General features: G+C 34.2%; 17 protein-coding genes, 1 tRNA gene, 1 pseudogene and 1 riboswitch. Of the genes and pseudogenes, 10 read left to right on the forward strand and 9 right to left on the reverse strand.

The annotated features are described in order from the left end of the window. Positions 1 to 63: 63 nt before the first annotated feature. The 3 genes from RTW14_RS07500 to RTW14_RS07510 all read right to left on the reverse strand — a co-directional run bounded on the left by RTW14_RS07500 (position 64) and on the right by RTW14_RS07510 (position 3,587). Entirely contained in the window at positions 64 to 1,479 is a 1,416-nt protein-coding gene (locus tag RTW14_RS07500) for a glycosyltransferase family 4 protein (RefSeq protein ID WP_312649090.1), read from the reverse strand. A 98-nt stretch (positions 1,480 to 1,577) separates the two neighbouring features. Continuing rightward, a complete protein-coding gene (locus RTW14_RS07505) occupies positions 1,578 to 2,687 on the reverse strand; it encodes an aminopeptidase (protein WP_312649091.1) in 1,110 nt (369 codons plus the stop codon). An 84-nt stretch (positions 2,688 to 2,771) separates the two neighbouring features. Then, the gene (locus RTW14_RS07510) at positions 2,772 to 3,587 is read right to left on the reverse strand and encodes a hypothetical protein (protein ID WP_312649092.1); all 816 of its coding nucleotides are present in this window, start codon (positions 3,585 to 3,587) and stop codon (positions 2,772 to 2,774) included. 180 nt (positions 3,588 to 3,767) lie between these two features. Here RTW14_RS07510 and RTW14_RS07515 point away from each other — a divergent pair, with 180 nt between their 5' ends. Continuing rightward, a complete protein-coding gene (locus RTW14_RS07515) occupies positions 3,768 to 4,346 on the forward strand; it encodes a hypothetical protein (protein ID WP_312649093.1) in 579 nt (192 codons plus the stop codon). 110 nt (positions 4,347 to 4,456) lie between these two features. On the opposite strand, the gene RTW14_RS07520 is transcribed toward RTW14_RS07515, so the two are convergent. After that, on the reverse strand, positions 4,457 to 5,221 hold the full coding sequence (locus tag RTW14_RS07520) for a hypothetical protein (RefSeq protein ID WP_312649094.1): 765 nt from the start codon (positions 5,219 to 5,221) through the stop codon (positions 4,457 to 4,459). A gap of 52 nt (positions 5,222 to 5,273) precedes the next feature. Then, the gene (locus tag RTW14_RS07525; RefSeq protein WP_312649095.1) at positions 5,274 to 5,702 is read right to left on the reverse strand and encodes a hypothetical protein; all 429 of its coding nucleotides are present in this window, start codon (positions 5,700 to 5,702) and stop codon (positions 5,274 to 5,276) included. Between the two features lie 213 nt (positions 5,703 to 5,915). Here RTW14_RS07525 and RTW14_RS07530 point away from each other — a divergent pair. Continuing rightward, positions 5,916 to 6,003: transfer RNA gene (locus tag RTW14_RS07530), tRNA-Ser, on the forward strand. A gap of 186 nt (positions 6,004 to 6,189) precedes the next feature. Here RTW14_RS07530 and RTW14_RS07535 read toward each other — a convergent pair. From RTW14_RS07535 to RTW14_RS07550, 4 genes and pseudogenes are all read right to left on the reverse strand, one after another. Next, the gene (locus RTW14_RS07535; protein WP_312649096.1) at positions 6,190 to 7,554 is read right to left on the reverse strand and encodes a YjiH family protein; all 1,365 of its coding nucleotides are present in this window, start codon (positions 7,552 to 7,554) and stop codon (positions 6,190 to 6,192) included. Positions 7,555 to 7,844: 290 nt separating this feature from the next. Continuing rightward, positions 7,845 to 9,323 (reverse strand): annotated as a pseudogene (locus tag RTW14_RS07540) (Lsa family ABC-F type ribosomal protection protein). Positions 9,324 to 9,609: 286 nt separating this feature from the next. Continuing rightward, positions 9,610 to 10,077, reverse strand: a complete 468-nt coding sequence (gene def, locus RTW14_RS07545) for a peptide deformylase (protein WP_312649097.1) — start codon at positions 10,075 to 10,077, stop codon at positions 9,610 to 9,612. Continuing rightward, positions 10,052 to 10,312, reverse strand: coding sequence for a helix-turn-helix transcriptional regulator (locus RTW14_RS07550; RefSeq protein ID WP_312649098.1), 261 nt, complete (start codon positions 10,310 to 10,312; stop codon positions 10,052 to 10,054). The genes def and RTW14_RS07550 overlap by 26 nt, the downstream gene beginning before the upstream one ends. Before the next feature lie 184 nt (positions 10,313 to 10,496). Further along, a riboswitch (TPP riboswitch) is annotated at positions 10,497 to 10,604 on the forward strand. A 94-nt stretch (positions 10,605 to 10,698) separates the two neighbouring features. Between RTW14_RS07550 and cytX the strand changes: the two genes are divergently transcribed. The 8 genes from cytX to RTW14_RS07590 all read left to right on the forward strand — a co-directional run bounded on the left by cytX (position 10,699) and on the right by RTW14_RS07590 (position 17,688). Beyond that, positions 10,699 to 11,874 (forward strand): putative hydroxymethylpyrimidine transporter CytX, encoded by a 1,176-nt coding sequence (cytX, locus tag RTW14_RS07555; protein WP_312649099.1) that lies wholly within the window; start codon positions 10,699 to 10,701, stop codon positions 11,872 to 11,874. Beyond that, a complete protein-coding gene (gene thiM, locus RTW14_RS07560) occupies positions 11,867 to 12,688 on the forward strand; it encodes a hydroxyethylthiazole kinase (RefSeq protein ID WP_312649100.1) in 822 nt (273 codons plus the stop codon). Before cytX ends, thiM begins: the two co-directional genes overlap by 8 nt. Continuing rightward, positions 12,675 to 13,316: a thiamine phosphate synthase gene (gene thiE, locus RTW14_RS07565; RefSeq protein ID WP_312649101.1), complete on the forward strand. Its 642-nt coding sequence runs from the start codon at positions 12,675 to 12,677 to the stop codon at positions 13,314 to 13,316. Before thiM ends, thiE begins: the two co-directional genes overlap by 14 nt. After that, complete coding sequence (locus RTW14_RS07570) at positions 13,313 to 13,972, forward strand: HAD family hydrolase (protein WP_312649102.1); 660 nt, start codon at positions 13,313 to 13,315, stop codon at positions 13,970 to 13,972. The genes thiE and RTW14_RS07570 overlap by 4 nt, the downstream gene beginning before the upstream one ends. Further along, entirely contained in the window at positions 13,965 to 14,747 is a 783-nt protein-coding gene (gene thiD, locus RTW14_RS07575) for a bifunctional hydroxymethylpyrimidine kinase/phosphomethylpyrimidine kinase (RefSeq protein ID WP_331654414.1), read from the forward strand. The genes RTW14_RS07570 and thiD overlap by 8 nt, the downstream gene beginning before the upstream one ends. A 123-nt stretch (positions 14,748 to 14,870) precedes the next feature. Next, a complete protein-coding gene (locus RTW14_RS07580) occupies positions 14,871 to 15,950 on the forward strand; it encodes an MGDG synthase family glycosyltransferase (protein WP_312649103.1) in 1,080 nt (359 codons plus the stop codon). Further along, positions 15,941 to 16,642: a polysaccharide deacetylase family protein gene (locus tag RTW14_RS07585; protein ID WP_312649104.1), complete on the forward strand. Its 702-nt coding sequence runs from the start codon at positions 15,941 to 15,943 to the stop codon at positions 16,640 to 16,642. Before RTW14_RS07580 ends, RTW14_RS07585 begins: the two co-directional genes overlap by 10 nt. Then, a complete protein-coding gene (locus RTW14_RS07590; protein ID WP_312649105.1) occupies positions 16,621 to 17,688 on the forward strand; it encodes a lysylphosphatidylglycerol synthase transmembrane domain-containing protein in 1,068 nt (355 codons plus the stop codon). Before RTW14_RS07585 ends, RTW14_RS07590 begins: the two co-directional genes overlap by 22 nt. The last annotated feature ends 83 nt before the right edge of the window (positions 17,689 to 17,771 follow it).

A 17,771-nucleotide genomic window follows, 5' to 3' on the forward strand; every position in this document is an offset into this window, starting at 1 on the left:
GTATAATATTGCTAATCAGGGGGTTCGTTTTATTTGAATTATGTACGTTTTCTTTTATAATGATTAATTTGAGTTAATTAATTGATCCAGATTCTCAAAGAAAGATTTTTGTGAGAAATGTTCCTCATAATACTCACGAGAGGCATCCGCATATTCTTCCCGCTCAGCTGGATTTAAGTTTATAAATCGTATAATATTTCGAGCCAAAGCTTCATAATTTTCAGAAGGACCTACAAATCCACAACGTGCCTCAGTTATTACTCGGGAGGTCTCCCCATCAATAGCCGCCACAATTGGCTTCCCATAAGCCAAATAATTTTGCACCTGTTCATGCAGAGTGTAAGATGTAAATTCATCCTTTTTTAAGGTTACAAGGAAAGCATCTGTCAAATCATAAAAACTAGGAAGTTCTCTTAATTGGTGTGCACCATAAAATATAAGGTTTTTATTAGTTAATTCTAAAGATGCAGCCAAATCTATTATTTTATTGTACGAAGAACCATCACCAACTATATGAAATACTGGGTTATATCCTTTTTTCAATACTAAACTGCAGGCATTTAATATGGTTTCTACACTTTGTATTTCCTCTACATTTCCAGCAAATAAAAAGTTTGTTTCCCTATGATTTTCTGGAATCACACTTTGTGAAACTTCATTTTCAACGTTAGCAACGGATTCTACTTCACTAACAGTTTCCGTTTCGCTTTTAGGCTCTTGTAGATTTTTTTCTTTATTCTTTTTTCTTAAGAATAACTGCTCAGCATAAATGGGAAGGTAATGAAAGGTTTTACTTATTTTTAATTTCTCTGTAAAATACTTTTCAAAGTTATGCGAACTAATCCATATTTCTTCCGCTTGGGAATAAATATGTTTACTAAGTAACTTCATACCTAAATATATAGGGCTAAATTTCGAAACTCCAAATAAAACAATACTTGCTGGCCACAAATCAAAACAGTATATGTAAATCGGTATATTTATTTCAATTTGATTTCTAAAAGTTATAGCAGGTAATGCCATGGTAACCGGGGAATATTGAAATACTATGATTTTGTCAAAGTTATATTCACTAGAGTCTTCACAACCCTTTTCTAGGTCATTTTTATACATCTGTGCCATAGCAGAGGCTACATTATTACCTTCATTAATAAAACTTAGATAATTTTTAACTAGATTTTTTTTCCCTTTTAATCTGGGGCGTAAATTAACCCGTATAACTTTAACGCCATGTATATTTTCTACATAGGCATTTAAATTACTGTCATAATGAAGGCCTGTAGAACGAAGTTTTATACCGGACTGTTCAATTTTCTCTAATTCTTCCCAATTATAACCAATATGTATTTCCCCTTGAGGATAATTTGGAAGACCGGTTAAAACCGTCACTTCATGACCTTTCCCTGCCAAATTAAAACAAACATCATTTATTTGGAATTGCTCAGGATAAAAATATTGGCAAACAACTAATAGTTTCAAAAGGTTTCCTCCTATAGATATCTGTAATAAACTTAGCCACAGTCATTGAATGGCCATAGCTAAGTTTAAATTTATTTAGGAATGTTTAGTTTTATAAATTATTTTAATGCATCTGGATTTAAGCACTGAAGTTCAGGAAGAACAAATAGGCCATCTTTTCTTACAAGAACATCATCAAAATAGATTTCACCGCCACCGTATTCTGGACGTTGAATCATTACCAAATCCCAATGAACAGCAGACCCGTTTCCATTAGGCGCATCTTCATAAGATTGTCCTGGCGTTAAGTGGAAAGAGCCTGCAATCTTTTCATCAAACAAAGTATCCTTCATAGGATTAAGAACATAAGGATTAACGCCGATTGCAAATTCTCCGAAGTACCTTGCGCCTTTATCCGTATCAAGAATTTCATTAATTTTTTTATCACTGTTCGAAGTAGCTTTAATAATCTTTCCGTCTTTTATTTCAAACACGATGTTTTCATAGGTGAATCCCATTTCTTCAGATGGAGTATTGTAAGAGATAATACCGTTCATGGAATCCTTTACAGGTGCGGTATAAACTTCTCCATCAGGAATGTTTCTTTCTCCAGAGCATTTAACTGCAGGTATCCCCTTAATAGAGAAAGTTAGGTCAGTTCCAGGACCTACAATGTGGACTTTATCTGTCTTGTTCATTAATTCTACAAGAGGAGTCATGGCATCAGCCATTTTCTTATAATCCAGTGTGCAAACGTCAAAGTAGAAATCTTCAAAGGCTTCAAGACTTGTAGTTGCTAATTGAGCCATACTGTGATTAGGATAACGAAGAACAACCCACTTAGTATGGTTCACTCTTTCTTCTAATACTGGATGTAGAATCCTATTGTACATATTCATTTTTTCAGAAGGTATATCTGACATTTCAGAAGTATTCAGTCCAGCTCGAATAGAGATATAGGCATCCATTCCTTCCATCTGTTTCATCTGGTATTTTTCCATAAACTTAATCTGCTCTTCGCTGCAGCCAAGTAATATTTCTCTATTTACTTCAGCATCTCTGATTTCGAAGTAGGGAAGACCTCCTTTGGCATAAATATCTTTAATAAGCTGTTTTACAAGAGGTTTAGTACATTCTCCCTCGTAATGTATAAAGACCTTTTCACCTGGTTTTACGTCACATGAGTAGTCTACCAATACGTTAGATAATTTTTTTATACGATGGTCCATTTATTTAATCTCCTTTTCTTTTGAGGTGGTTATTTCCAATAGCTATTATAACCCAATTTATGTAATATTAAAAGTTGAAGTTGATTATACGAGTATAGTTTGAACTTCACTTAAAGAGACGCTGCCATCAATAGTTATTTTGGATATTTTATTGTTATCTTTTTCAATGGATGCAATTAGTTCACCCGCAGGCTGGGAGACTGTGTAACGGTAAATTCCATCCGTATATTTTTGAGAAAGTGAAATACATAGAGCAGTTGTTCCAGAGGCACAACTGCCTTCAAAATAAGTAGTATCTACATCCCGAACATATACAACAGGAATCATATGTTTGATTTTAGTATTATAAAACATGATTCCCAGTGCAGCAGGATTTCGGGCGTTCATAATAGTTGTTTTTATTTCATCAAAAGTTTCTCTGCAGGCAGGGATGTCATTTAAAATAATATGCGTAATACCATCAAACTCTACTAATACAGCCTGATTTAGATAACTAATTTCCTGTCCGTCAAGTATTTCTATATTTATGGGGTGGGGCATGGAAACTTCAGCATGGTTCAGGTTGGTATTTACTAATACGTCAAGAGGTTCAGGTGCACCACTTACTAAGACGCTTATCTTATTTACACCTGTAAGGCCTTGCCGTTTTGCAATTAAAAGGGCAAAACTTCTGGATGCATTGCCACAGAACTCCAGTCCACTCATGGACATGGTTCCCTGAATATCATTCCCAAAGTTGATATCTTTTATGAAACATATTTGTTCTGCATTAAACTGGCTTATACTTAAAAGTTTATTTGCTATATCGGCATACTGGGACTCAGGGATAAGGTTTAATACAAATATTGTTATATTTCCAGACGGATTAGCTATTACGATAGAAACCTCATGTTTTTCCATAAGACAAACCTCCTTAAATATAATAATAAACTAAATATATCAGAAAATTATGGTAAAATCAAATGGTGCATGTGACTAACTCTTGAATTCCATAGTATAGCCATAATTTATCTTGAAATTTTTAGTATTAAGGATCAGATTGCAATAATATATTGTATTAGAATAAAGGGAGGTTTCAGTATGATATCGATTAAGCAATTAGATTTTTCTAGTATTCCAACAAGTCAAGTGGATTTGGTATTCGAATCAAGAACTATCTGGAGAGATTTGGCCACTTGGATTCAATCATATTTAGTAAGTGTATTTGCTGGCTTTGGTAATCAAGATTCAATAGAAGTAAAATTAAAAGGGATTGCTTTAGAATTTGGGAATATTTTAAGTACAGTTTTTGGAGGAGAAATCGGAGAGCAATATGTTAATCTTATAACCAATTGGCTCAACACATTTAAATTATTGGTATCTTCACAAATAAATAGTGACATAAATGCGGTTAATGGATACACAAAACAATTGTATGATGATATAGACCAGATTGCCATTTTCTTATCAAATATTAATCCATTCTGGATAGAAAATGAGTGGCAGGCTTTACTATATCGATTTAATGATATGATAATAGAAGAATTATCTGCATATATAAATAAACAATATACGATAGCCATAGAGTCATTTGACAGGCTTTTAAATCTTACTTCTATAATTGGGAACTATTATTCAAAGGGCTTACTTAATTATTTAACTTATTCAGGCAGAAAATAAATAGCCAACAAAAGTGATGTATAATCCGGCTAAAAGAAGAATTGAATATTGGTAAAGGGCAAAGACAACAACTTAGCCTTTGCCCTTCATTATTACTTTACAACATTATCTTATTCTGTACAATGCACTGGACATCCTGGGGCGCCACCTGTATTAAACTGCTCCAGAGGTTCTTGATAATCTGGAGCTCCAGAGGTTCCTCCTATAGGAGAATCTGCAAGGAATTGATTTGCATCTTCAATTGCCAGAAGGGCAAAAGAACAAACATCAACCCCATGTGCCTGAATATTTAAGGCGTTTAAATTAGCAGCTAATAGCTGTGCATAAAGAGCTTGATATTGATTAGCAAAAGGAGGATTTGCCGGTGCTGGAGGTGATGGAGTATTTAAATTTAGTACAGCGCTTGAATTGGCTGTTGTAACTGTAAAACTAAGTCCCAAATTATTAATACCTAAGATGATTGAGCCACCAGCATTGGTTATTAATTGATTTGTAAAGGTCGGGTTACTTGCATAAAACCCAATTGAATGGGTACAAACTGTTGTTCCTAAGCATGCTCCTATATCAGGGACACCACACACAACCCCATTTTCCACTGCAGATGCAGTGGCAGAAAAAGTTAATGGTATTTGAACGCAAATATTTTGGCTTACTGTAAAGGAACAGCTGGGCTGCAAATCACCAGGGCAGCTACCAATTATTGGATTACCTACACAAAACGATGTGCTGGTTCCACTAACTAGGCTAGGCGTAATTATTACTGTACCTTGAACACATACGGTTTCATGCACGATACTTTGACATTCGCCTTCCTGATTAGGTTGAAGTGTAACCGCTTCCAATTCATTTTTATTACAATCAGTACAAACTGACATACTATTTCACACCTTTCAGTTATTTATTGATAGTACACATGCTTATGTTTCTTTATATCATTGGCATGTAAGAAAAAGGTTTCTTTTTATTTATGTTATCTATAGGTTTGACATCATGTTTGCCACAGCATGCGATTCCTTCTTTAACATTAACATCTGCATCTATAGATATAGGAATTTCAATACAAATTACTTGCGTCAGGGTAAAATTACATTTAGTTTCTGATTTTCCTGATTCACAAGTTTCATCATAATTAGTATTCCAATCATAAAAATTACAATCCATGGAATTACAGTTACAATCATTTTCATAGGAATTATAATCGCAACACTCACAAGGATTTGGTGTAATGCTGGAATTAATACAGCAAACTTTGGGTTTTCCGTATGCTACCAGTGGTGTAACCGTAACCTGCGCTTGAACTTTTACGAATTGGCTGATTATATTTTCTTTGTTGCATTTCTTATATTTATAAGGCACTAGACTCACCCCTAATTATATTATATGAAGGATAATTATTAAGGTACCATTTGTATATTAGATATTGTAACACATAAGAAGGTTAGGCAATTAGCTAGTATGTCTATGTCCTATTTTATTGCTAAAGAATCCTTGACCAATTGAAATTAAATAGGTATAATAAGCAAGTGGTTGTTCCAAAAAATTAACTATTTTTTTAACCATCAAGATTGTGGAGAGTTGTCAGAGTGGTCGAATGTGCGGCACTCGAAATGCCGTGTCCTTAACCGGACCCAGGGTTCGAATCCCTGACTCTCCGCCATATAAAAAAAGATAGAGATTGTAATCTCTATCTTTTTGTTTTCCCGTATGCTACTTTTATATTATTTAAGCCTGTAAGATTTGTTGCTTTGCTAAAAATAAATAGCAAGCAGAACTATTTGAATGATAGCGGCGCTTGCTATTTTAATACTTATATTTAAGGTCTATGCTTGACCTATATATTTGTTTATACTAAATGAAGAATGAAACGTCCAATTATAGTTGCAACTATGAGACTTACTATTGTTCTTTCTAGGAATAATACAAATAATTCCCAAAGTTTAACAGGAATTCTTGAACCAAGAATTACAGCACCTACTTCAGACATATAAATAAGCTGTGTAACTGAAATTACAGCAATAACAAAACGGGTTAATTCACTAGTTATTTGAGCACCTGCGATAATTGCAGGTACAAACATGTCTCCAAATCCTACTAGAAGAGATGTGGATGCAACTTCAGCTTCAGGTAATTGAAGAAGATTTAAGATAGGAACAAATGGTTTTCCAAGTATTGTAAATATAGGAGTATAAGTACTTACCATTAATACTATAGTACCAAAAGCCATAACTACAGGCATAACGCCAAACCACATATCTATAGCATTTTTTGAACCATTTTTCAAGAATTGCCCCCATCCACTACTTGTATGAGATCTTTCCATAGCTTTGTGAAAAGCCCAACTAAATGATGTATAACCTTCAGGAATAGTTTCATCAGGCACACCTGCTTCACCTAAATATGTATCCTTTTTTAAAGAAAGAGGGGGAATACGAGGAACAATAAGGGCAATAATAACGCCTATAGCACAGATGCTTAGGTAATAAGGAACAAAGAGGTGAGCCATACGAACTTCTTCAATAACAACTAAGCAGAAAGTAATTGAAACTGCTGAGAAAGTTGTAGAAATAACCGAAGCTTCACGTGCTGAGTAAAAGCCTTCTTCATATTGACGTGCTGTTAGCATAACGCCAAGAGTACCATCACCCAACCAAGAAGTCATACAGTCAACTGCTGAACGACCTGGAAGTGTAAATATTGGTCTCATAAATTTTACTAACAATGTACCTACATATTCTAATAAACCAAAATCAAGTAATAAAGGAAGTAATAGACCGGCAAAAACAAATATCAGAACAAGTGTAGTTAGTAGATCCAAGATAAATCCACCTGTATCTCCAGAAATAACATATTCAGGACCAGCTCCTGTAACGACCATAAGAATAAAAATCATACCTAATGTTCTGGCTACCATCCAGATTGGCTGAACATTGAAAAAGCCGTTAAGAATTTTGTTCTCTAAAATAAATTTTGGCTTTATAAATAAAGCAAGTAAACTGCCAATTGCAGAAACACATATAATTGCTGTACATAGACTTGGTAAAACAGGACCTATTGCACGGGACATTAACTTTGCAATAACAGCTATAGGGATAGTAAAATTACCTTCAAACTTAAGCGGAATCATAAATAAAATGATACCTAAAGCAGATGGAATAATAAATTTAAAAACATCTGCTTTTTCATAAGTAGGTTTTGTTTGTTTAGTCATTTTAATAAAACACCTAACCTTTCATATGAATTTTTTATGAGTTATTTATCACCTCAGTTTTGATGCTAACACCTGGTCATATTAAAGTCAACTTCAGTTATTGGTAAATATAGGAAATTATACGACAAAATTCGTGGAATTTTGTTAATATATTTATAAATACCACTAAGATTTACAAAAAAATACAAGAATCCTGTTTGACCCATGGTTCGAATCCTGACTCTCCGCCATATACAAAAAGATAGAGATTGATCTCTATCTTTTTGTTTTCCTGTTATTTCTATTTTTCTTTACAGATTCACCTGTTTTGTGGCAATATTCTCACAAAAAGCATCATCATGTTCTACGAATATTAGGGTTGGATTATATTGGAGTATTAAATCTTCTATCTGTATTCTAGACAACACATCAACAAAGTTAAGGGGTTCATCCCATACATATAGATTTGCTTTTTCGCAAAGACTTTTTGCGATTAATACTTTTTTCTTTTGCCCTCCACTAAAGTCCGAAATATCCTTTTCAAACTGTACCCGTTGAAAATCCAATTTACGCAGTATTGCTTTAAAAAGGCTTTCATCTATATTATGTTCTGCTGCATAGGTGGATAAGTTACCATATAAATGGGAGGTATCCTGAGGAACATAAGAGATTTTTAATCCACTTCCCAAGTAGATATTTCCGCTATGGTCAATGTTCTCGCCACAAATCAATTTTAATATACTTGACTTTCCACATCCGTTTTTCCCACAAAGTGCAATTCTGTCACCTTGGTTTATGGAAAAACAGATATTTTGGCAGACCAGCTTTTCGCCATAAGACAATGACACTCCAGTAAGTTCAAGCAGGAGGTTTGAATGATAGGGCAGAGGTGAAATCTGCAAACTATTATTTTCTTCAAGATTTTTAAGCAATTTTGATTTTTTTGTAATAGCTTCCTGCTGCCTTGCTTCAATGACTTTAGAGCGTTTCATCATTTTTGCTGCTTTGTGTCCCACATAACCTTTATCCAACTTCGAACCAGAATTGGTTGTGCCATTTTTTGTGCTTTCAACTTGATCAGACCAATTGGCATTACGTTTTGCAGCTGCAGATAAACGGGAGATATCTTTCTTCAACTTCTCATTTTCAGCCAACTCAAAATTATCTTGTAATTGCTTATTTTCCCACCATGAAGAGAAATTACCTTTTTGAATCTCAATATTCGCTTTATTAATGGAGAGAATATGATCAACACAATGATCAAGGAATGTTCGATCATGAGACACAAGAATAAATCCGTGCTTTCTTTTTAAGTAATCTCCAACTGACCTACGTGCTGCTTGGTCTAGATGATTGGTTGGTTCGTCAATAAGCAGAAAACTGTTGGAAGTAAGAAACAAGGCTGCAAGGAGAGTTTTTGTCTGCTCTCCGTTAGACAGAGTAGAAAAGGGACGATACAATGCATCTGCTGAGACATCTAGCATTGAGAGTTCTCTGAAAATTTCCCACTCCATGCAATCAGGGCAAATGCCTTTAATGACCTCCATAGTATCCATTTGTTTATCCTTAACTTCATATGGGAAATATTCAAATTTCATACTGGTGGAGATCGTACCACTGTATTCATATTTCCCACACAAAAGATTTAAAAAAGTAGTTTTTCCTCTGCCATTTCTTCCTGTAAAGCCAAGCTTTCAATCAGTATCTATTTGGAAACTGACATTTTCAAATACATTATCATAACTGCCATCATATGCAAAGGTTAGATTCGTAACATTTATTAAAGACATAATTTCCTCCTTAGTAAATAGTCAAAAAAATAAAGGCCGCAAGAAAATTAATTCTTACGGCTCAATAATTACAATCAATCCTAGACATAGTTATATAGTATGACATGGAAAAAATACGAAATATATAATTGAGTGAAAATTTTAACTTTCTTGCTTTTGCATAACAATATCAACGTTAGTTTTAACGTTTGCGTTGATTCAGTATGCTTCATTTTATTAGCAAGAAAATTTAATCATCTTTTCACCTCTGTTTCTTATTATTTAATTTAGCGTAGCACATTTTTCTTCAATATGCAATAGTATTATCTACAAATTCAGTTACTTTATCAATGAAAACTTCACCGTCTAAATGTTCAATTTCATGACAAATGCATTTAGCCATTTCATCTTCTACTGTTAATATTATTTCTTTACCGTTTTCATCTAGAGACTGAATGGTTACTTTCTGAGGACGGATTGTTTTCCCAAATATATCAGGAAAGCTTAAACAGCCTTCTATACACTCCTGAACACCACTTTGGCCTATTATTTGTGGGTTTACTAACTTCAAATAGTAGGACTCATAATCAATCACCACAAGGCGTTTTAAAAGTCCAACCTGATTGGCAGCTAAGGCAGCTCCATTTTCAGTTTCATGTAAAGTATCCATCATATCATCTAAGATCTGACGTATTTTATCATCCACGACTGTAATCGTCTTACACTTTGTTCTTAAAATACTATCGTCATTATAGCGAAGTTGACGTGTTGCCATTATTATCCCTCCTACTCCTTTCTGCTCTTGATTTTTTTGTACTTTCTTCAAACATAAAAACTTCTTCAATTGTACAGCCGAATACTTGTGAAATATCGTAAGCAAGCCATATGGATGGCTCAAATTTTTCAGTTTCTATAGCGTTAATCGCCTGTCTTGAAGTACCAACAAGTTCACCTAACTGTTCTTGGGTTAACCCTGTTTTTTCCCGTAATTCTTTAATTTTATTTTTCATATTAAAATTCCTTTTTTAATTTTACTGTACATATAATTAAAATTGATGTGTAATGTAAACATTACATACAGTATAAGATATTTGAAAATATATGTCAAGTTAACATGACATAATTGCAACTGTGTTAAATTACTCCTTGCTGATTTAGTCGAGCCGGAGTATAATTAAAATATAATAATATTTAAAATATGAACAGGGGAGCTTGTATGCAGGCTGAGAGGAAGTAATTAACTTCGACCCTTACACCTGATTTGGATAATGCCAACGTAGGAAGCGATAACTTTTTTGAAGTTTTACGGGATATACCATAGGTGTATCCCGTTTTTTTGTATAATAAAAAAATCTATCGATATTTTCTATTATACAAGAAAGGAAGGAAAGATTTTATGAATGAAACTAAGACAACAACATTTTCAAATGGCCTGATTTGGTTTGGAGCAGGTATGTCTATTGCTGAGATTCTAACAGGCACATTAATAGCACCGCTTGGTTTTCAAAAGGGTACTTTAGCCATAATTCTAGGACATGCAATAGGCTGTGTACTGCTTTATTTTGCAGGATTAATAGGGGCACAAACAGGCAGAAGTGCTATGGAAACAGTAAAAATCTCATTTGGTGGAAAGGGCTCATTGATCTTTTCATCTCTAAATGTTTTACAACTTGTGGGCTGGACCGCAGTTATGATTGTAAGTGGCGCTGCAGCAGCAAATTCTATTATTCAATTAGGAGAAGAATGGGTTTGGAATATTATAATTGGAGGGTTAATTATTCTATGGGTAGTTATAGGAATTAAGAATTTAAACAGAGTGAATTTGATTGCCATGAGTGCATTATTTATACTTTCAATCGTACTGAGCAGTATTATTTTTAAAGGAAATGCTATGTCGGAAATTCAGGGCACAATTAGTTTTGGAGGTGCTGTAGAGTTGTCGGCAGCAATGCCTCTTTCATGGCTGCCGCTTATATCTGATTATACTAGAACTGCAAAAAAACCTAAAACAGCCACTTTAGTGAGCACAACTGTATATTTTATAGTTAGCTGCTGGATGTATATCATTGGAATGGGTGCTTCAATCCTTACTGGAGAGTGCGACATTGCAAAGATTATGATGAATGCAGGACTTGGAGCAGCAGGGCTCATTATTGTTGTATTTTCTACGGTGACTACTACTTTCTTAGATGCTTATTCTGCGGGAGTAAGTGCTGAAAGTATCTCTAGTAGATTTAAGGAAAAGTCCAGTGCAGTGGTGATTTGCATAATAGGGACTATACTTGCTATATTTACGCCAATTACTGAATACGAAGATTTTTTGTATTTAATAGGTTCTGTATTTGCACCAATGATTTCTGTACTGATCGTTACCTTCTTTATTTTAAAAAAAGATTATTCAAAGAAAAACTGCAGTTATCTGAATTTAATAGTATGGATGATTGGATTTATCATATATCGAATATTTATGCAGATTGATACAGTAGTAGGGAATACATTACCTGTTATGGTGATAACAGCACTGCTATGTGTTGTTGTAAATAAAGTTTTAGGAGGAAAACAAAATGCTTAAAGAAAAATTAGAAAATGTCCGACAGGAAAGCCCGCTTATTCATAACATAACAAATTATGTTACAGTAAATGACTGTGCGAATATATTGCTGGCATGTGGAGCTTCACCGATTATGTCGGATGATACAGAAGAAGTAGAAGAGATAACTAGTATTTGTGGTGGGTTGAATATAAACATAGGTACTTTAAATCAACGTACGATTGAGTCCATGTTATTGGCTGGAAAGAAAGCAAACCAACTAAAGCATCCAGTAGTCCTTGACCCTGTTGGTGCTGGAGCTTCCAAACTAAGAACAGAAACTTCACACCAACTTCTTAAACAGGTAAAGTTTACAGTAATTCGTGGGAACATTTCTGAAATTAAGACAATTGCCATAGGAGAAGGAAGTACGAAAGGTGTTGATGCCAATGTAGCGGACTGTATAACGGAAGAAAACCTAGATGAGGCAGTTAAATTTGCAAAAGAATTTGCAAAGAAAATGGAAGCAGTCATTGCTATAACTGGAGCAATTGATATAGTAGCAGATTCCAATAAAGCGTACATAATTCGTAATGGTAATCCAATGATGAGTAAAATAACAGGAACAGGCTGCATGCTGACTGCTATGACAACCGCTTACATTGTGGCAAATCCAGATCGTGAGCTGGAAGCAGCAGCAGCGGCTGTCTGTGCCATGGGACTATGTGGAGAATTAGCCTATGACAGATTAAACTGTTATGATGGCAATTCAACTTATAGAAATTATATAATTGATGAAATATTTAATCTGGATGGAGATAAATTGGAAAGAGGCGCAAAATATGAAGTGCGATAAAAAACATATGCTTTTATATGCAGTGACAGATAGAAGCTGGCTTGGTGACAAAACACTGGACATGCAGGTAGAAGAAACTTTAAGAGGAGGGGCTACCTGTATTCAGCTTAGAGAAAAAGAGTGTACAAAAGAGCAGTTTTTGCAGGAAGCATACAAAATTAAAGAGTTGTGTTTAAATTATAATGTACCATTTATTATTAATGATAATGTGGAGATTGGCATAAAATGTGGTGCTGATGGTATACATGTTGGACAGAGTGATATGGAGGCATCGGATGTACGAAAATTAATTGGAGAAGATATGATTTTAGGGGTATCTGTTCAAACTGTAGAACAGGCAGTCAAAGCAGAGAAAGATGGAGCGGATTACCTTGGTGTAGGAACAGTTTTTACGACCTCCACAAAGCCTGATGCTGATTTTGTAAGCTATGATACGCTGAAAGCAATTTGTGAGACGGTTTCAATCCCTGTAGTTGCAATCGGAGGTATTGGCATAGATAACGTGTTAGACTTACAAGGAACAGGTATTGATGGGGTGGCGTTAGTGTCTGCTATATTTGCTAGTCATAATATTGAATTGCAGTCAAAAGAATTACTGAGGTTGTCTGAAAGAGTGGTAAAAAAATGAAAATAAAAAGTATGGAAGGTGCCATATTTGATCTGGATGGGACATTGCTGGATTCTATGGCAGTGTGGGACACTTTGGGGGAAGATTATTTAAGAGCCATAGGAAAGGAACCAAAGGCAGATTTAAAAGAAAAAATTTCCGTTATGAGTCTTAATCAAGCAGCAGAGTACTTTATCTCAGAATATGGTGTGTCTGGAAATATGCAAGAGATAATGGGTGATTTTAATGAAATATTATCGGATTTTTACTTTAAAAGAGCATTTGTAAAAAAAGGCGCAAAGGAGTTTTTGGAGCTCTTAAAAAAGAAAAATATTAAAATGTGTATTGTTACGGCTACAGATAAAATACTTGCGAAAAAGTCTCTTAAAAATAATCAGATGCTTGAGTACTTTGAACATATATTTACATGCAGCGAAATGGGTGTTGGAAAAGACAGTGCGGAAAGTTTTAATAAGGCTGTAAAATCACTAGATACAGAAAAAGAACGAACCTTTATATTTGAAGATGCGCTTTATGCAATAAAAACAGCCAAGGGTGCAGGTTTTCCGGTTGTTGGAGTGTTTGATCAAAGCGCAGCAAATGACCAAGCAGAAATTAAAAGAATTGCTGATGTTTATATAAATTCATTTTTAGAAATGGGGGAGTATTTTGATTAAGAAGGTTTTAACAATTGCAGGCTCTGATTGTAGTGGAGGTGCAGGTATTCAGGCCGATATTAAAACGATTACGGCACATAAGATGTACGCTATGAGTGCCATTACAGCATTAACTGCACAAAATACAACGGGGGTTTATGGTATATTTGATGCATCCCCTGAATTTATAGAAAATCAGATTGATTGCATTTTTCAAGACATCAGACCAGATGCCATAAAAATAGGTATGGTGTCCAATAGCAGAACTATTGAAACTATAGTTGAAAAGCTGATACAATACCAGGCAGAAAATATTGTTATTGATCCAGTTATGGTTTCTACAAGTGGAAGTGAGTTATTATCTTATGAAGCCAGAGAGACTTTAATATATAAGTTATTGCCATTAGGAACAGTAATAACGCCTAACATTCCAGAGGCTCAAGTCCTTTGTGGATTTAAAATAGAAAATGAAGAGGATATGGTAAGAGCAGCGGTAAGCATTTCAAAAAATATTCATGGTGCTGTTTTGGTAAAGGGCGGGCACTTGGTTCATGATGCAGTAGACTTATTATATGAAAATAATTCACCATATTGGTTTAAGTCTGAACGGGTAATTACTACAAATACTCATGGCACGGGATGTACGCTGTCTTCTGCAATTGCCTGCAATTTAGCAGAAGGAAAAAGTCTTTATGAAAGTATAGAAAGGGCCAAAGAATATTTAACAGGAGCACTAAAGGCGGGATTAGATTTAGGAAAAGGTTCAGGGCCTTTAGAACATACGTATTGGTGGTAATCATGTGAAAGCTATAAAAACCTCCAGTTATACCTAAATCTTAATAAATCTTAAGAATTATTAAAGAATAAGTTAATAATGCAGGGGTATGATTAAGATAATAGGGCAATTGGAGGATTATTTATGAACATTTTAATTTTAACAGGACGATTTGGTATGGGGCATTGTTCAGCGGCGGAAGCATTAAGGCAGGAAATCCTTTTAAAAGATCCTGAAGCTAAGGTTGATGTAGTTGATATTATAGATTATATGTTACCAAGTTTTAGTAATCTCTTATATGGGACATTTAACTTTATGGTGAGCAAATGCTCAAAAATATACAACTTTCTTTATGAGCAATCTGCAAAATATTGTAGAGCTCCTTTTAAAAGAACTTTTATAAAAAAAGTAGACAGCTTATTAAATACATTTGAACCGAAACTTATTATTTCAACACTACCTATTTGTTCTCAGTATATTTCAGCATACAAAAGTATGAAATTTTGTAGTATACCTCTTCATACGTATATCACGGACATAAAAGCTCATGAAGAGTGGATAGCGAAAAACACGGATATGTATTTTGTTGGAAGTAGAAGTACAAAAAATACTCTTATTTCAAAGGGTATTCCAGGTGAAAAAATCGTAATTTCAGGTATTCCCGTAAAACCTGTCTTTAGAGAAAAGAACATATGTAAAAACCTAGGTGGGACTAAAGAGGTTTTAATAATAGGTGGAGGTCTTGGTTTAATTCCTTCTTCAGAAATGCTTTTGAAGAGGCTAAGTAAAAATAAATCGCTGCATATTACAATTATTACAGGAAAAAATAAAAAACTGTTTTTAAAAATAAAAAAGGAATTTCCTGAGATGGAGGTTATGGGATATACCAGCAAGGTTGATGAGTATATGAAAAAAGCGGATATAGTTATAACTAAATCTGGGGGCATTACAACATTTGAAGCAATAAACTGCGAAACTCCGTTATATATAATAAGGCCTTTTCTGTCACAAGAATGGGGAAATGCTGAGTATATTGAAAATTTGAACATAGGAAGAGTTTTGTGGTCAGAAAATACAGATGTAGCAGAGGATATATTATCATTAATTGAAAATAAAAATCTTTTAAATGAAATGCAGGAAAATATGAGAAAAATAAAATCTCATTTATATCCAGTAGTACCTTTGTTGTTTTGTGGCAATAGGGGGGAAGAACTATGCTTTTAAAAAGTCTGTATCGAATAGGTATTTGTGCTGCTATAGGATATAGTATCATACCTACTTGTTGTTACAAGGCCAAACAAAGGCTGTGCATATCAAACACTGAGGAGAAAAAATTATATCTGACTTTTGATGATGGTCCGGATAAAAGGTTTACAGGAAAACTTTTGGACTTATTAAATAAGTACAACATAAAGGCCACTTTTTTTGTAGTAGCAAAGTTTGCTGAAAATAATTCTGATATCATAGAGAGGATGAAGCAAGAAGGACATTTAATAGGGTTTCACTCTTTAGAGCATAGAAATGCATTATGTCAGACTCCCAAGTACACAAGGGATGATTTTAAGCAAAGTCAGGAAATATTCAAAAAATTAGGAGTTAAAATTAAGTTTTTTAGACCGCCTTGGGGTCACTTAAACATAGAAACCTTAAATTGTGTAAAAAATTATAGGTTTAAAACTATACTATGGGATGTTATGGCTGAAGACTGGAGAGAAAACACTACCTGGCAGGAGATAGCCCGGAAACTAATGCGTAGAACCAAGCAAGGAGATATTATATGCCTTCATGACGGAAGAGGAAAGAATGACGCACCTGGCAGAACGATTGCTGCTTTAGAGGAAGTGCTGCCTATTTGGATTTCCCTGGGATATAAGTTTGCCAGAATGGATGATGTATGTATAAAAAAAATTGTTTGAAGAATATATTTAAAAATGGCGGATTATTCGTTTTAATAATTATAATAACGTTTTATTTAATGTTCAAAAATAGGAATATAGCAGAAATTCTCCATACAGCTACTAAGGTAAGCCCTACTTATATTATTATTGCAATAGGGTGTATGTGTCTGTTTGTTTGCTGTGAGGCGATAAATATTAGGCGTGCTCTTAAAATATATAACTATGACACTCCATTTTATAAATGTATTAGATATGCTTTAACGGGCTTCTTTTTCAGTGCCATAACACCCATGTCATCGGGAGGTCAACCGATGCAGATTTATTATATGTATAAGGATGATATTCAAATTTCGCATTCTGCACTTGTTTTAATGATGGAACTTGCAAGCTTTCAGTTTGTTACAGTAACAACTGCAGTTCTGGCCTTTATATTGAAATATGATTTCTTTGATTCAATAGGCTATCAGATTAAGTATATTCTTATGGTAGGAGTATTTTTAAACACTTTTATTTTAGGATTAATTATAATGGCTTTTTTCTCAAAAGGAATATTGGAAAAGTGTTTAAAAGCAGTTTTGTATATACTGAGTAAATTACACTTTAAAAGGATTGGTCAACTAAGACAAAGAGCTATGAATCAGCTTGAATTGTATCAAAAAGGTGCCACTGACATAAAGGCAAATAAAGTAGTTATTATCAAAATTTTTATTACAACGACTCTACAGATTATGGCATTTCATAGTATACCATTTTGGATTTATAAAGCATTTGGTTACGATGAATACTCTTTAACCACAGTAATAGCCATGCAGGCGGTTTTATACATTACAGTATCTGCAATACCTCTTCCAGGTTCTGTAGGGGCCAGCGAGAGTGGATTTATATTTATTTTCCGCACTTTGTTCCCTGCACAGGTTATAAATTCGGCGATGTTGCTTAGCAGGGGGATTAGTTTCTATCTTTTCTTATGTATAAGTGGTATTTTCCTCGCTGTCTTTCATCTTTTGAACCGCAATTCACGTATGGATAATAAACAAATTATAGACTTAAATATAAAAAAATAAGAAGACTGTTTTGAGTTAAAATGAATATACTGATATGCTCCCTTCTAGGTAGACAAGTGAAATAATAAAACACTTGATACGTA

The organism is Aminipila sp. (assembly GCF_032051575.1).
In the GTDB taxonomy this organism is placed as follows: domain Bacteria; phylum Bacillota; class Clostridia; order Peptostreptococcales; family Anaerovoracaceae; genus Aminipila.

Bases quoted from the DNA above. Each gene is read 5' to 3' on its own strand.
- RTW14_RS07515 (WP_312649093.1), top strand. From the start codon at position 3,768: ATGATATCGATTAAGCAATTAGATTTTTCTAGTATTCCAACAAGTCAA.
- RTW14_RS07520 (WP_312649094.1), bottom strand. From the start codon at position 5,221: ATGTCAGTTTGTACTGATTGTAATAAAAATGAATTGGAAGCGGTTACA.
- RTW14_RS07585 (WP_312649104.1), top strand. From the start codon at position 15,941: ATGCTTTTAAAAAGTCTGTATCGAATAGGTATTTGTGCTGCTATAGGA.
- RTW14_RS07570 (WP_312649102.1), top strand. From the start codon at position 13,313: ATGAAAATAAAAAGTATGGAAGGTGCCATATTTGATCTGGATGGGACA.
- RTW14_RS07590 (WP_312649105.1), top strand. From the start codon at position 16,621: ATGTATAAAAAAAATTGTTTGAAGAATATATTTAAAAATGGCGGATTA.
- RTW14_RS07550 (WP_312649098.1), bottom strand. From the start codon at position 10,312: ATGAAAAATAAAATTAAAGAATTACGGGAAAAAACAGGGTTAACCCAA.
- RTW14_RS07505 (WP_312649091.1), bottom strand. From the start codon at position 2,687: ATGGACCATCGTATAAAAAAATTATCTAACGTATTGGTAGACTACTCA.
- RTW14_RS07535 (WP_312649096.1), bottom strand. From the start codon at position 7,554: ATGACTAAACAAACAAAACCTACTTATGAAAAAGCAGATGTTTTTAAA.
- RTW14_RS07510 (WP_312649092.1), bottom strand. From the start codon at position 3,587: ATGGAAAAACATGAGGTTTCTATCGTAATAGCTAATCCGTCTGGAAAT.
- cytX (WP_312649099.1), top strand. From the start codon at position 10,699: ATGAATGAAACTAAGACAACAACATTTTCAAATGGCCTGATTTGGTTT.
- thiE (WP_312649101.1), top strand. From the start codon at position 12,675: ATGAAGTGCGATAAAAAACATATGCTTTTATATGCAGTGACAGATAGA.
- thiM (WP_312649100.1), top strand. From the start codon at position 11,867: ATGCTTAAAGAAAAATTAGAAAATGTCCGACAGGAAAGCCCGCTTATT.
- def (WP_312649097.1), bottom strand. From the start codon at position 10,077: ATGGCAACACGTCAACTTCGCTATAATGACGATAGTATTTTAAGAACA.
- RTW14_RS07580 (WP_312649103.1), top strand. From the start codon at position 14,871: ATGAACATTTTAATTTTAACAGGACGATTTGGTATGGGGCATTGTTCA.